Source organism: Nonomuraea jabiensis, assembly GCF_014204795.1.
Lineage (GTDB): Bacteria > Actinomycetota > Actinomycetes > Streptosporangiales > Streptosporangiaceae > Nonomuraea > Nonomuraea jabiensis.
Genome location: NZ_JACHMB010000001.1, coordinates 2,848,485 through 2,862,156, shown reverse-complemented (window position 1 = coordinate 2,862,156; position 13,672 = coordinate 2,848,485). Strand labels below are relative to the sequence as shown.

The following is a 13,672-nucleotide window of genomic DNA, read 5'->3' as shown; positions in this document are numbered from 1 at the left end:
TCCCCGGAACCCTTGAAGGGAAAAGCCATGCCTGTCAGCTACACCGGCGTCGTCACCGTCACAGGAGAAGGCCGGAACGGAGGCCGTGCCCAGGCCGACGACGGCCTCCTCGACACCACCCTCGCCATCCCGAAGCAACTCGGCGGCGCCGGCGGAGCCACCAACCCCGAGCAACTGCTGGCCGCAGGCTGGGGCTCCTGCTTCCTCGGCGCGGTCAGGAGGGCGGCGGCGCAGCGCAAGGTCACGCTGACGAGCACGGCCATCACCACGGAGGTGACCCTGCACCACGGCGACGACGGCGAGTTCAGCCTCAGCGCCGTGCTCAACCTGGAACTAGGAGGCGTGGACCAGCAGACGGCCGACGAGCTCGGCGCCGCCGCCCACCAGATCTGCCCCTACTCCAAGGCCACCCGCGGCAACATCCCGGTCACCATCAACGCGAAAGCCGCCTGAAATGCGCCCGGCCCAGGACCCGGCCGAGTCGGCACGCCGTGCCCGGTTCGGCCGGCTGCCTGAGCGGATCCGGCTGGAGGACACGGTCGAGGAGCACCCGGCCACCCCGCCGGACCCCGCACGGGACGCCTACGACGCGGACGAATGGCTCGTGCGGTACTGCCTCTGAAACTGGAAACCTGGGCCGTACGTCACTGTGGCTGAGACACGGGCTTCGCCAGGAACGGGGATCGGCCGAGGATGACGGTGCCGGTCACCATCGCGACCAGACCAGCCACCTCGCCCGCGATGGCCGCCGGAGTGACCTGCAGACGCTCGGCGAAGATCGCCACCCCCAGCACGATCCCGCAGATCGGCTCCGCGACCGTGGTGGCCGGCAGCGAGATCTGGAGCGGGGCGGCGTCGAACGCGCTCTGATTGAGGAGCAGCCCCACCACGGCGACGCACGGCAGGGCGTACAGCTGCCAGGTCACGAGCACGTTCGGCCCGCTGTCCAGCGTGAGCAGGGAGCCGCGGGTCAGCACGTCCTGCAGGCCGTACAGCACCCCGGCGGCCGCCGCCAGCAACATCGCCTTGACCTTCAGGGACCGCCGCAGCCCGAAGAAGACCAGCGCCACCGCGACCACGACCACCGGCAGCGCCGCGAGCCACCGCATGGAGACCGGATCGGGTAGCCGGCCACCCGTCGGCCGCCCGGCGAACAGGAACAGCGCCACTCCTCCGCACACCAGCACGGCCCCCAGTTGCAGCGTGCGGCCGAACGGCTCCTGGTAGATGACATGGGCCGCGGTCAGGGCGAACAGCAGGTTCATCGCGAGCAGCGGCTCCACCCGCGCCACGTCCGCGTCCCGCAGCGCGATGGCGCCGAGGATCTGGCCGCACACCATCAGCCCGATCCCGGCCAGCCACAGCGGCATGCGCATGAGGTCCAGCAGCAGGCGTGGGTGCAGCATCTCCTCCAGGGGCTCGCGGTAGGCGGCATGCTGCTGGGCGACGAAGCCGATGCCCAGGAGGCACGCCGCACCCAGGGAGATGATGATGATCATCACCTCGTACCGCTTCCCGGAACGCCCGCTCCATAACGCGCCCCGGTCCTGGCCATCACCAAGAAAGCTTGGGCCGCCGACCCCGTTAGCGGTGCAGGTCACGGGTAGGCGGGCCACACGGAGGTGAAGCAGGCCATGTCACGACGAGACGATTCCACGGACGCGGTCCGGGGCAACGGCGGTTCCGGCGACGGTGGGGCTCGCCGCGGTCCTGAGAGCTCCAAGAGCCTGGAGTACGCCAAGGAGATCCATTCGCCGGACGAAAAACCCGACCGCCCCGGCCAGACCCTGGTGACCACCGATCACGACGTCATCAAGAACTGGGCCGAGGGACGCGGCGCGACGGCCGCCACGGTCGAGGGCACCGAGCACGGCGATCATCTGGGGGTGCTGCGATTCGACTTCCCCGGTTACGGCGGGGGAGACAAGCTTCGGCACGTGAGCTGGGAAGAGTGGTTCGAGACCTTCGACAAGCGGGGGCTCAACTTCATCTATCAGGAATCCAAGAGCGACGGCAGCCAGAGCAACTTCTTCCGGCTGGAGAACCCTCAGCGCGAGGACGCCTGAACGCCCGCGACAGGCAGCACATGGACAGGGGCGGCGAACAGATGCTCGCAGGGCTGATCGCCGCCCATCACCTCACGCCCATGGACGACCTGCCCGCGGCGGTCGCCGCCTACGCCGGCCTGGCCGGCTTCTCCGAGCCGCTGGTGTATCTGGCCGATCTGCAACAGCAGTACCTGGTGCCGCTGCCCGGCCAGCACGCGCCCGACGGTTCGCCCCCGGAGCGCCTGCGCATCGACACCACCCTGGCCGGGCGCGCCTACCGCAGCCTCTACCTGGTCTCCTCCACCAAGATCGGGGATCCCGGCGCGGCCGACCCGGAGGGGCTCAAGGAGGCACGTCCCGGTGAGGACGGCCCCAGGCGCTGGTGGCTGCCGATGCTGGACGGCACCGACCGCATGGGCGTCCTGGCCGTCACCGCCCCCTGCGGCGACGACGACACCCGGCGCCGCGCGGACCGGCTCGCCTCCCTGCTGGCCCTGGTGATAGCCAGCAAACGGGCCACCAGCGACACCTACGCCACCGTGGTCCGCGACCGGCCGATGGACCTGTCGGCCGAAGTGCTGTGGTCCCAGCTGCCCGCCAAGACCTTCGCCACCGACCAGATCGTCGTCGCCGGCGCCCTGGAACCGGCCTACCAGATCGGCGGCGACGCCTTCGACTACGCCCTGACCCGTGACACGCTGAACCTGGCGGTCTTCGACGCCATGGGACATGACCTCACCGCCGGGCTGACCTCCGCCATCGCCATCGGCGCTTTCCGCAACCACCGCCTGCGCGGCCACGGCCTGCGCGCCGTCGGCGAGGCGATCGACGCCGCCATCGCCCAGCAGTTCCCCCGTACGCAGTTCGCCACCGGGATCCTGGCTGCCCTCGGCATCCGCACCGGAATGCTCACCTGGGTCAACCGCGGCCATCCGCCGCCGCTGCTGCTGCGCCAGGGCCACGTGGTGGCCGAACTGGCCACCGAACCCGACCCTCCCATGGGGCTGCGCCTGGGCGCCTACGAGAAGCCCGCCCACTACCAGCTCCAGCCCGGCGACCGGCTGCTGTGCTACACCGACGGCGTCGTCGAGGCCAAGGACCCGCACGGCCGCGAGTTCGGCCTGGACCGTTTCGTGGACTTCATCACCCGCCACGAAGCCGATCAGGTCTCCGCCCCCGAAACGCTGCGCCGGCTGGTCCAGGCGCTGCTGGAGTACCAGCGAGGCGTGCTCCAGGACGATGCCACCGTGCTGCTCGTGGAGTGGCAGCCGCAGGCGGGTGAGCCGATGGGACCTCACGCGGTCACGCGGGGGGTGCCGCGCATGCCCAGCGGCTCATGACCGCCCACGCCGCAGACCAGGGCGCGAGCCGGGCCCCGGCGAGCGGGCGCGCGAGATCGCCGACTTGCTGCGCTGCCCGGACTGCCAGGGGGTGTCGGCCGCGGAGTCGTCCTCGAAGCTGGCCCTGTCGGTCCGCGCCGAGAACGAGCGCCAGCTCGGCGCGGGCCGCGATCAGGAAGCGATCCTCGAACACTTCAGGCAGCGATACGGGGACTGGATCCTGCTCTCGCCGCGCGCGGACGGGCTGCCGGCCGTGCTGTGGCTGCTGCCGGTGGCGGCGCTTGTGGACCGGCCAGCGGGCCCAGTCAGCGGGCACCACCGGGCAGTCCGCACCAGAGCCGGAGTCCGTGTACCGACGAGGTCTCCGCCTGGTGGAGGAGGGGCGGGCGGCCGAGGCCGTGTCCCTGCTCCAGCCGCTGGCGTCGAGCCGTCCCGAGGACGCGGACCTGCTTCTCGTCCTGGGGCACCGCGCAGCTCGTGACGGACCCGCCGCAGGGCCGCCGGACCCTGGCCCGCTTCCTCCGCATCGCCCCTCAGGACCACCCGGCGGCGGCACGGATCCGCGACCTGCTCCGCTGAGCCTCGCCGCTCATTCGCCCATGGTGGCGCCGCCGTCGCCTTGGCCGTACCGGATCGCGCCGGGAGAGTAGTAGCGCCGCAGCCAGTCCGCGAGCCCGTCGAGCCCCGGGAGCAGCAATCGCTCGGTGATGTTCGCCTGGTCCAGGCGCTGCCTGATCTCGGCCTTCACCTCGGCGGGGATCACCCATCCGCGCCACAGGCCAGGATGCTCCTCGAGCCACTGCTCCAGCTGGAACGTCGGACCGGAGAACATCGACAGCACCGACGACTGGTTGACGACGCGCTCGTCCAGGGACGGCGGCTCGAAGAACGTCAGGAACGGCTCCTCGCCGCCCAACCGGTCCAGGCACGCGAGATCCGGGGCGCATTCGGCGAGCATCTCCGTGGTGAACACGAGCGCTCCCTCCTCTTCGAGGACCCGGCGCAACGACTTCGGCAGCAGCCGGTGCGCGCCCGCGCAGTCCACCGCGAGCAGCACGGCGTCCTCCTCGGGCCACGACGCGGTCGCGAAGTGCAGGGCCACCAAAGGGGAGAAGGTCCAGTCCAGCAGCCGGGTGGGCAGGCCGTGGTGCTGGCCCAGCGCCAGCCAGTCCCAGACCGTCGGACCCGGCTCCTGCCGGTGCGCGTACTTGCGGAAATTACGGATCAGGTGTGATTCGAGGGCGGCGTAGTCGCCTCTCAGCCGGGCCAGGCCGGACACGTGCGAGTACGTGCTGCGCGCCAGGCCGCGGAAAACCAGCGTGGAATGCGCGTGCGCAGGCCCGTCGCCGCGACCGGCCTCGCTGATCGCGTCATCCAGCTCCCTCCAGGACGACACCGTGACCACACCCATCCGAACCCGCTGCCCCCCGATCAGGTTCTCCACACCTCGTTTACGACCTCTACATGCGGTAGAACTTCTACGCAACGTAGAAGATCGCAGGGAGAGGCAGTCGAATGGGCGACAGGCCGCAGGGCACGTATAAGGAGCGGCTCTCCGCGCTGCAGGCTCAACAGCGGCGACAGGAGAGGCGGCGCCGGATCGCCTGATCTGGGGGCTCGTCGTCGCCGGGCTCATCCTGCGGCGATTCTGGACCCACTGGACCCTGCTGATGACGGTGCCCGCCGTCGCTTGAGGGGCGTCAGCCCCCGCCGCGTCAGAGAATGAAGGTGAACAGTGGCGAGCCCGGTGGGATGCGCTCCACCGTGAGCGGGCTCGCCTTCATCCGGGACAGGAGACTGTCGAGGTCGCCGGCTCGCTCGACCTCGATGCCGACAAGCGCCGGGCCGGTCTCGCGGTTGTTCTTCTTGACGTACTCGAAGGCGATGATGTCCTCGCCCTCTCCCAGAACCTCGTCCAGGAAGTGGCGCAGGGCGCCGGGGCGCTGCGGGAAGGTCACCAGGAAGTAGTGCCTCAGCCCGATGTGGACAAGCGAGCGCTCCAGCACCTCGTTGTACCGGCTGACGTCGTTGTTGCCGCCCGACACCACGCACACCACCGGTCCTGCGGAGGCGTGTGGCAGGAGCTCGCGGGCGGCGGCACCCGCGAGAGCTCCGGCGGGTTCGGCGATGATGCCGTCGGTCTGGTAGAGATCCAGCATCTCGGTGCACACCGCGCCCTCATCGACCGCGACCACCTCGTCCACCAGATCCTTGACCAGGGGAAACGTGGAGTCTCCCACCCTTCCGACGGCGGCGCCGTCCACGAAGGTGTCCAGCTCGGGCAGGGCGAGAGGCCCGCCGTGGTCGAGGGCGGCTCGCATGCTGGCCGCTCCGGCGGGTTCGGCGCCCACGATGCGGGTGGCGGGGGAGTGCTCGCGCAGCCAGACGGCGATGCCGCTGATCAGGCCGCCTCCACCGACGGGGACGACCACGGTGTGCGGCGCCTCCCCGCACTGCGCCAGGATCTCCAGGCCGACCGTGCCTTGCCCGGCCATCGTCCTGACATCGTCGAACGGATGCACGTAGACGGCGCCGGTGTGTTCGCTGTCGGCGTGCGCGGCGCTGCTCGCCTCGTCGTAGGTGCCGCCGCCGACCACGACCTCCACCTGGTCGCCGCCGAGCGCCGCGATGCGCTCGCGCTTCTGCCGTGGCGTGGTGGACGGGACGTACACCCGGCCGCTGATCCCCAGCCGGGCACAGGCGAACGCGACGCCCTGCCCGTGGTTGCCCGCGCTCGCGCAGACCACGCCGCGCCGCCGTTCCTCATCCGTGAGGGAGGCGATCAGGTTGAACGCCCCGCGCACCTTGTAGGAGCGGCAGACCTGCGCGTCCTCGCGCTTGAGCAGCACCTGACCGCCGAGCAGGTCGGACAGCCGATGGTTCGGCTCCAGTGCGGTATGGCGTATCACCGGCCGTAGCCGTTCGGCCGCCTGGCTGATCAGCCTGGCGGTGAGGCGGTCGGTCATGCACACTCCTGGCACAGCGGTGGATCAAGGGATGATGGCGGGGCGTGGGGGCCACGGTCGCAGCCGAACAGGCTATTGCCGGGAACGGTGCTCGTCGCCAACCGAGCACACCGGCCACAACGATCCCACCAGGTCATGCTATTCCGGCAGCGCCCGCCTCTCAGCAGTTGCCGGTGAGCCAGGCCAGGTCTGCTTCGTGGCGCCCGCGGGCGAGACGCTCGCGTTCGAAAAGGGCTTCTGTCTTGGTCAACACCAGGGTGTACGGGCGGCCCTGCCGTCTGGTCTCGTGACGGACGGGCAGCTCCGCGTCGTCTATCCGGGCGTGCACATGCCTGCGCTTGTCCTTCGCGAGCGGCCAGTCGAGAGCACGCCGTTCAGGGTGCAGGAGGAACGTGCCGAGCACCTCGCACAGGTCGCACGCGCATTCGGCGGGCAACTCGATCGACCAGTCGCCCGGCGCGCGTTGGGGTTGCGCCAGTGATGCCCGGAGCCGTTCGGCACAGTCGATGGCCAGCTCCTCGAAGCCCGCCTGGTGCGCCCCTGCGGCGCGCAGCGTGGCCATCGCCAGCACGTGCGCCCGATCATCGGCCGTCCGCATGAGCTTGCGGGCGTCCTCCGGTACGCCCGTCGATCCCAGTCGGGCCGCGGCCGCGATGATCCCCGAGCAGGGCGCCCCCAAGGCGGTCAGCCATGCTTCATGCCGGGAGGTGAGAGGCCCGTCGAGCGCTGGACCGACCTGGCCCGCGAACATCGCCCACGAGACATCGACGATGCGGCGGGCGGCCGTGATGGACGGGTTCCCCTCCGCCGAGAGCGCGGTACACAGCCGTGGGAGATTCTCGAGCCATTCCAGCGGCGCCTGGGCGAGGCCGTAGGAGCCGGGCCGCCAGCCCTCGGACCCGCGAGACATCCCCGGCGCGGGCCATCGCGGTGAGTTCGTCCAGCGCCCACCCCGGAGACGCCTCGGCCCGGCTGGCGAAGCCCTGGCCCCTGGGCCAGATGACCAGCGCCGCTCTCCGGTACCAGCGGTCCAGGGCGTTGCCGTAGTTGCCCATGTAACCCTCGTACTCGGAGAAGTAGGGCGTCAGATCGGCCGTCGGGGTCGTCGAGGCCACCTCGGCGTCGCTGAGGTCCAGCGAGATGTCCTCGAGCCGCCCTGTTTCCGGGCCGATCCAGTGGGCGAGCGATCTCCGCGAGAGCCAGGGTGATCTCGCAACCCGCCCGCTCCGCCGCAGCCTGCAGCAGCGCGCCCCGCGCGGCGTCGGAGCCCTTCAACCGGGACCAGCTCAGCCCGCGGGCGGTGTACTCGTGGTCGAGGAGGTAGGCCAGCCGGAGTGGTGAAGTGCGCGTGCAGGCAGGCCGCAAGATCGCTGACCAGCGGATGTTCGGCCGCCGCAGCCTGGCTGTCACCCGTCAGGAGCAGGTTGTAGGTGAGGGTGACGCGGTTGCCCGTCTTTACAGGAAGAACCTGGTGCCGGCAGTCGGCGTAGAAGGCCACCAGCGAGACCGCGGTCTTCAGCCCCGGTACTTCTTGCTCTGGCCCTGATGCTCGACGACGAGCTCGCCGCCGGTGTGCGCGGACGGCAGCGTCACCACCAAGGTCGCGACCATCGCGTCGTCCTTATCGGAATCCTGGTGCGCGACGAAGAACTGCCCGGTCTCGTACAGGAGCATGGAATGCAGGTCAGGCGCGAGCTCGCAGTGCGGCGGCAGCCCCAACCTTGGCGCATTCCGTCGAGGACGGCCGCGAGCGCACCAGACGGGGAACCGCAGCGGGCCGACCCCATCGACCACCACCGACAGGTCGGTCCTGGGAAGCTGCCGATGGACGCTGGACGCGGCCGGCTCCGCCGACGCGTCGAGCACTCGGCCAGGCGTTCACGGGCCATGCCAGGCACGCTACTGCGCGAGGAGTGCGCTCCGGTGGGGACTTTCAGGAACGCCGTCCGCGGATGCCGAAGACCACGACCGCAAACTCCCGCGCGGACCTCACGCCGGCTGACTCAGCTGAACAGCGACAGGTCTATGGAGTCGGCCAGGGCCTGGTAGCCCGCATCGCTGCCGTGCAGATGATCGCCGGCGTGGAAGCCCTCCCTGATCCGGCTGGGGCGGCCCGGGTCGCGCCAGACGGCGTCGAAGTCCAGCACAGCGTCGAAGGCGCCGCCGGTGCGGATCCATTCGTTGACCGTCTGGCGTGCGCTCTCGCCCTCCGGCGTGTAGATCTCCGTGCCTTCGAAGGGCGCGATCGTGGTGGCGTAGACCTTGACGCCACGTTCGTGCGCCCGGGCGACCAGCTGGCGGTAGCCCGCGATGACGTCGTCCGCCGTCACCGGCGCGCCGGGGAACCTCTTCAGGAAATCGGCCATGAGGCCGTCGTCCCGTGGGGCGAACGAGATGCCGATGTCGTTGCCGCCCACGGAGAGCACCACGTAGCCGAGGCCGGGCGTCGCCAGCACGTCACGGTCGAAGCGGGCCAGGGCGGCGGCACCGATGCCGTCGTTGAGCATCCGGTTGCCGCTGATGCCCTGGTTGGAGACGTAGCCGGTGGCCACGCCGCCCTGCTTGGCGAGACGCGCGGCCAGCAGCTCCGGCCAGCTGTGGTTGGTGTCCGGGGTCGAGCCGGCGCCGTCGGTACGGGAGTCGCCCACCACCACGATGGCCTTGGCAGGGGCGTCGGCGAGCAGGTCTACGCCGGAGATCAGGGCCCGCACCGGCAGGACCTCGGCGTTCTCCGGCAGGGCGGGGGCGGCGACGGCGTTGCCCGGGATCGTCCAGCCGGTCTCCAGGGCGGGGTCGTGGCAGGTGCAGGTCTCCACGCGCCCCGGCAGGTAGAGGCTGATCGCCAGCTTGGCGAGGCCGGGCAGGGGCAGGTCGACCGGATCGCTGAGGATCGGCGCGCCCGCCGGTACGGTGACGTCCGGTGCGCCGGAGAAGGTCAGCACGCGCTCGCTGCCCGGCCGCACCCCGCCACCGGGCACCGCGAGGCCCACCTGCGCCGCGCCGATGGCGAAGGGTGCGGTCCCGAACTCGTTGGTGAAGCGGACGCGTACCCGGCGCCCACCACCGCTGATGCGCACCACCTGGCGCAGGGTCACGTCGGCGAGGGGCGGGTGGTCGTCGAACGAGCCGAGCCCGTCGTGAGCCGCCTGAGGCGAGGCGCTCCAGCTCCGGACCCAGCTGCTGACGTCGTTCGTCCCGGTCATCTGTGGCCTCCGTTGTTCGTGAGGGTTGGTGCGGTATGCGAAGACTGACGGGAGTCGCTCACACGGGGCACACGCGACGCTGACACGGTCGCCCCGATTTGGGCCTCGCGGGCGAGCGCGCGAACATCGGGGCATGGACGAGCCGCCGCCCGGCCCCCGCCCATGCCCTGCAAGCGGTGGCCTGGGTGCGCGGGCGGCGCTCGGCGTCGTAGCGGTGGAGCGCGACCTCGATCGTGGGCTCGTCGGCGAGGGCGGCGGCGAGTACGACGGCGTCGCCGAGGGATTGCCTGGCGCCTTGGCCGCGGCCCGGGCTCATCGCATGCGCGGCGTCGCCGAGCAGGGCGGGCTGACAGCAGCACGTCCAGGCCGCCGCCCTCGGCGCGCCTTCACGCGATCAATGGCAGCACCGCGACGTACAGCACCAGCAGCAAGGCTGACTCTCTGCGGCTGAGCCGTTTGCCTCGGGCGAGCAGGGCCCAGGTGATGCGATGGCCGGCGCCGTGACCTACCGCGTCCTGCAGCCGGATCCACCGGACCCCGACGAAATGCTGCGCTATCTCACGTCCGTCTACCGGCAGGCCGGGCTGTACCCGCCTACGCAGGACGCATGATCTGCGGCCGCCGAAGCGTGAGGCTCAGCTCGACCAGGCGCGTACCGGCGGAGCGCTCAGTGCCTGCCTCATACCGAGAGGGCGGCGTGGGTCGAGCACATCCGGCCGGTCGAAGCGACGCCGGTCGCGGTGTTGGCGGCGGCATGGCGCGACAGCCTTCGCCATTGGTGAATCCGGCGACGAGGCGCGTGAAGGCGAAGTCGCCGGCGAGCGGGAGACCTCGCCCATGTCTCCGGCCCGGTGCTGCCAGGTGTAGTGGTAAGGCGACAGCGGTGCGAGAACCCATGTGTTTCTGCTGGTGAAGGTCGCGTCCGGGTGGAGCAGTGACCGGTCAGTGCCGGGCGACCTCCGGCAGGTCGAACGAGCGGAGGAGGTCCTGCCCTACTCCATGCCGTCAGGGCTTCAGCTTGTCCCGTTGGGCCCTGGTCAGCCGCGCAGCGAGCCGTCGAGGGCCACGGTGTTCCGGTGCCGCTTCGTCACCTTCCTGGTTTGGCTCCGCGGTCGGGCCAACGGTGGGAGAAGCCGCAAGAACAATCGTTACCCCTGCTGAGCCTGCGGCTGGCTGATGTTGACCATCCACGACACGCCGAACTTGTCGACGCACATGCCGAACTCGTCACCCCAGGCCTGCCTCCGCATGGGCATCGTGACCGTCCCGCCTGCGGACAGTTTCTCCCAGTAGCCGCGCAGGAGGCCGGCGTCGTCGCCGCTGAGACTCACCGAAGAGCCCGTCATGGGCTGGTACGGCATGTCACTGGTGACGTCGCTGGCCATGATCGTGTAACCGGCGTCGGTCTCCAGCGTCGCGTGCATGGTCCGGTCGGCGTCCGGCGAGTCCGTGGCGCCGAACTCGGCGAAGGTGTTGAGGGCGAGGTTGCCGCCGAACACGTTCGCATAGAACTCCATCGCCTGGCGGGCGTCGCCGTTGAATGTGAGGTACGGGTTGAGCCGTGAGGACATGGTTTCTCCTGGAACTGCGTTATGGACATAACGCTAACGTCTCGCATGCCAGAAGCGGGGGATGTCGGTGGTCTGTCGGGCGTCGGCCGCCGCTAGGGCCCAACCGCTGTTGAGCGCCTCCACCGACCAGGCGCGCCCGCCGGACCTCCTACCGGTGCTCGGGGTTGTCGAAGTCGAAGCGGCATCCGGCGTCCCATTCCGAGCGCTGGTTGCCGTGGGCCGGGATGCCGTCGGCGTCCTTGAGCATGCGTGCCAGGTGCAGCAGGTTCCAGGTCATGAAGGTGGTGTTGCGGTTGGTGAAGTCGTTGTCCGGCCCGCCCGAGCCCGGGTCGAGGTAGGACGGTCCGGGTCCGGCCGCGCCCACCCAGCCGGCGTCGGCCTGCGGCGGGATGGTGTACCCCAGGTGCTGCAGGCTGTAGAGCACGTTCATGGCGCAGTGCTTGACGCCGTCCTCGTTACCCGTGATCAGGCAGCCGCCCACCCGCCCGTAGTAGGCGTACTGGCCGGCCTGGTTGAGCAGGCTGGAGCAGGCGTACAGCCGTTCGATGATCTTCTTGGTCACCGAGCTGTTGTCACCCAGCCAGATCGGCCCGGCGATGACCAGGATGTCGGCGGCGAGCACCCGCTGGTAGACGGCGGGCCACTCGTCGCTCTCCCAGCCGTGCTCGGTCATGTCCGGCCACACGCCGGTGGCGATGTCGTGGTCGATCGCCCGCAACTGCTCGACGCGTACACCCTGCGTGTCCATGATGTGCGTGCTGAGATCGATCAAGCCCTGGGTGTGGCTGCGTTCGGGGCTCTTCTTGAGGGTGCAGTTGATGAACAGCGCCCGCAGATCGTCATACCGGGCAGGCGCTCCGTTGACTGTCATCATGACGGCTTCCTTCGATGCGATCCAGGTGCCCTCCGTGGGCAAGCTTCGGGCCGTCACCCGTTCTTCGGCCAGGAGGCTCGCCGTGTTGCGCAGCTGGGCGACGTGTTCGTGCTTCCGGCGGTGGAGGCCCCTGTCTAGCTCAGGCGGGCCATCCAGCGATCGTGAGTCGTCCAGCAGTCCACGTTCGGGAAGCCACCGGCGCCTGCCACGCGCTGGATGTCGCTCACCGACACGGTCGCCCATCCGAACCAGTCACCGACGTGCGGGCCGCGGCGTAGGCGTATCCGGTCGACGCGGCTTCTCGTCTCGGGCGGTGCTACCTCGACCAGGACCGTGCCGTCCGGCCGGACCAGCTGCCTGACCCGCCGCAGCAGCATCTCGGGGTGGCCGCCGATGCCGATGTTGCCGTCGGCGAGCAGCGCCGTCGCCCACTGACCGCTGCCCGGGACCTCGTCGAAGACGTTCCGGAGCATGGCGAAGCCTCCCGCCTTGCGGGTGAGGGCGACGGCGCGAGGGGTGATGTCGATGCCGAGCGACTGAACGCCGCGGCGGGCCAGTGCGACCGTGAGTCGGCCGGGCCCTGAGCCGATGTCCAGGGTCGGGCTGGTGCACCTGCTCAGGAGCGTCTCGTCGCCGTCGACCGGCTCGAACCAGCGGGCGGTCTCCAGGACGACGCGGGTGCCATCGACGTGCTCGATCTCGGTGGTGGCTCCGGCGAGCGCGTCGGCGTAGATCTGCCCGATCATTCGCCCAGCTCCCGTAGCGTCTTGGCGAAGTGGGAATCGGGCGCCTCTGCGGCGACCGAGACGGCGTCGGCCGCGGTGTCCACGTCGGTCAGCTCGGGCAGCAGATGGACGGCGAGTCCGGCCCGGTCCAGCCGGTCGAGCTGGAGCTTGCCGGTTTCCGGGTGTGACATGGGCACCCCGCGGAGCAGCGAAGGGTCCGGTTCGCGCAGGCCGAGCAGCCAGAAACCGCCGTCGGTGGCCGGGCCGAACACGGCGTCGTGGCATTCCAGCGCGTCCGCTGCCTCCTTGAGCAGAGCGGATGTCACCTGCGGGGTGTCCATGCCGATCAGTACGGCGGGTTCCGGCCGGAGCCGATAGGCGTCCGAGAACGCCGCCGCCAGACGCTCGTCCAGGCCCGAGCCGCGTTGCGGGATCACCACGAAGCCGGGCGGCAGCCAGCTACCTGGCAGCCCGTCCAGGGCGAGCACCCGCTGGGCGACGGGTGTCTCACCCACGGCGACCAGGCTGTCACGCAGAGCGGCCGCTGCGAGCGCCGCTGCCTGGTCCGGGCTGAACGGCGGGGTCAGCCGGGTCTTGACCCTCCCGGCTACCGGCTCCTTGGCGATGATCACGATCTGGGCCATGTGATCGACAGTAGGGCGACGGACCGTGCTCAATCCTTACGACATGCTGACGACTCCCGATGTCGCCGGGTCCGCGACGACTCCCGATGTCGCCGGGTCCGCGACGACTCCCGATGTCGCCGGGTCCGCGACGACTCTGGATGTCGCCGGGTCCGCGACGGAAGCCGTTCGGCCGGATCGCGGTCTCGCAACGGGGGCCGGGTTCGCGGCCGCTGCGGCGCAGGCCGTACGCACTTCGCAAGAACCTCGGGCCGCTAGATCTTACGGAGTGCGAACAAGACTTCGGCACGACCGCGCAGCG

The 13,672-nt window shown here is 70.3% G+C and carries 17 protein-coding genes; 6 read left to right on the top strand and 11 right to left on the bottom strand.

Features of this window, described 5'->3' with window-relative positions; all coding sequences use genetic code 11:
• Positions 1-27: 27 nt before the first annotated feature.
• Together HD596_RS12465 and HD596_RS12460 are read left to right on the top strand one after the other, a co-directional pair.
• Positions 28-453 (top strand): organic hydroperoxide resistance protein, encoded by a 426-nt coding sequence (locus HD596_RS12465; RefSeq protein WP_185069410.1) that lies wholly within the window; start codon positions 28-30, stop codon positions 451-453.
• A gap of 1 nt (position 454) precedes the next feature.
• Complete coding sequence (locus HD596_RS12460) at positions 455-622, top strand: hypothetical protein (protein WP_185069409.1); 168 nt, start codon at positions 455-457, stop codon at positions 620-622.
• Between the two features lie 22 nt (positions 623-644).
• Here HD596_RS12460 and HD596_RS12455 read toward each other — a convergent pair whose 3' ends face one another.
• The gene (locus tag HD596_RS12455) at positions 645-1,499 is read right to left on the bottom strand and encodes a DMT family transporter (protein WP_185069408.1); all 855 of its coding nucleotides are present in this window, start codon (positions 1,497-1,499) and stop codon (positions 645-647) included.
• A 135-nt stretch (positions 1,500-1,634) separates the two neighbouring features.
• On the opposite strand from HD596_RS12455, the gene HD596_RS12450 reads away from it, so the two are divergent.
• From HD596_RS12450 to HD596_RS65615, 3 genes are read left to right on the top strand one after another with little or no spacing between them, the layout of a single operon-like run.
• Positions 1,635-2,066: a hypothetical protein gene (locus HD596_RS12450; RefSeq protein ID WP_185069407.1), complete on the top strand. Its 432-nt coding sequence runs from the start codon at positions 1,635-1,637 to the stop codon at positions 2,064-2,066.
• Between the two features lie 41 nt (positions 2,067-2,107).
• The gene (locus tag HD596_RS12445; protein ID WP_246554390.1) at positions 2,108-3,388 is read left to right on the top strand and encodes a PP2C family protein-serine/threonine phosphatase; all 1,281 of its coding nucleotides are present in this window, start codon (positions 2,108-2,110) and stop codon (positions 3,386-3,388) included.
• Positions 3,288-3,869 (top strand): cytochrome c-type biogenesis protein, encoded by a 582-nt coding sequence (locus HD596_RS65615; RefSeq protein WP_376775838.1) that lies wholly within the window; start codon positions 3,288-3,290, stop codon positions 3,867-3,869. The genes HD596_RS12445 and HD596_RS65615 overlap by 101 nt, the downstream gene beginning before the upstream one ends.
• A 108-nt stretch (positions 3,870-3,977) precedes the next feature.
• Here the strand turns inward: HD596_RS65615 and HD596_RS12435 are convergent, their stop codons facing one another.
• From HD596_RS12435 to HD596_RS12410, 6 genes are all read right to left on the bottom strand, one after another.
• Positions 3,978-4,799 (bottom strand): FRG domain-containing protein, encoded by an 822-nt coding sequence (locus tag HD596_RS12435; RefSeq protein WP_185069404.1) that lies wholly within the window; start codon positions 4,797-4,799, stop codon positions 3,978-3,980.
• A 304-nt stretch (positions 4,800-5,103) separates the two neighbouring features.
• Complete coding sequence (gene ilvA, locus HD596_RS12430; RefSeq protein ID WP_185069403.1) at positions 5,104-6,354, bottom strand: threonine ammonia-lyase IlvA; 1,251 nt, start codon at positions 6,352-6,354, stop codon at positions 5,104-5,106.
• A 160-nt stretch (positions 6,355-6,514) separates the two neighbouring features.
• Entirely contained in the window at positions 6,515-7,264 is a 750-nt protein-coding gene (locus HD596_RS12425) for a hypothetical protein (protein WP_185069402.1), read from the bottom strand.
• A gap of 605 nt (positions 7,265-7,869) precedes the next feature.
• Positions 7,870-8,028 carry a 2OG-Fe(II) oxygenase family protein gene (locus tag HD596_RS12420; protein ID WP_185069401.1) on the bottom strand — a complete coding sequence of 53 codons (159 nt, stop codon included), beginning with the start codon at positions 8,026-8,028 and terminating at the stop codon, positions 7,870-7,872.
• Positions 8,029-8,357: 329 nt separating this feature from the next.
• Positions 8,358-9,557, bottom strand: coding sequence for an SGNH/GDSL hydrolase family protein (locus HD596_RS12415; protein ID WP_185069400.1), 1,200 nt, complete (start codon positions 9,555-9,557; stop codon positions 8,358-8,360).
• A 58-nt stretch (positions 9,558-9,615) separates the two neighbouring features.
• Complete coding sequence (locus HD596_RS12410; protein ID WP_281398512.1) at positions 9,616-9,897, bottom strand: FAD-dependent monooxygenase; 282 nt, start codon at positions 9,895-9,897, stop codon at positions 9,616-9,618.
• Positions 9,898-10,045: 148 nt separating this feature from the next.
• Between HD596_RS12410 and HD596_RS63710 the strand changes: the two genes are divergently transcribed.
• Positions 10,046-10,168 carry a hypothetical protein gene (locus HD596_RS63710; protein ID WP_281398222.1) on the top strand — a complete coding sequence of 41 codons (123 nt, stop codon included), beginning with the start codon at positions 10,046-10,048 and terminating at the stop codon, positions 10,166-10,168.
• A gap of 537 nt (positions 10,169-10,705) precedes the next feature.
• Here HD596_RS63710 and HD596_RS12400 read toward each other — a convergent pair.
• From HD596_RS12400 to HD596_RS12385, 4 genes are all read right to left on the bottom strand, one after another.
• On the bottom strand, positions 10,706-11,128 hold the full coding sequence (locus tag HD596_RS12400; RefSeq protein WP_185069399.1) for a VOC family protein: 423 nt from the start codon (positions 11,126-11,128) through the stop codon (positions 10,706-10,708).
• A gap of 148 nt (positions 11,129-11,276) precedes the next feature.
• Positions 11,277-12,002 carry a flavodoxin family protein gene (locus HD596_RS12395; protein WP_246554385.1) on the bottom strand — a complete coding sequence of 242 codons (726 nt, stop codon included), beginning with the start codon at positions 12,000-12,002 and terminating at the stop codon, positions 11,277-11,279.
• Between the two features lie 134 nt (positions 12,003-12,136).
• Complete coding sequence (locus tag HD596_RS12390; protein ID WP_185069398.1) at positions 12,137-12,748, bottom strand: class I SAM-dependent methyltransferase; 612 nt, start codon at positions 12,746-12,748, stop codon at positions 12,137-12,139.
• Positions 12,745-13,371, bottom strand: coding sequence for a TIGR04282 family arsenosugar biosynthesis glycosyltransferase (locus HD596_RS12385; RefSeq protein ID WP_185069397.1), 627 nt, complete (start codon positions 13,369-13,371; stop codon positions 12,745-12,747). Before HD596_RS12385 ends, HD596_RS12390 begins: the two co-directional genes overlap by 4 nt.
• Positions 13,372-13,672 lie beyond the last annotated feature (301 nt).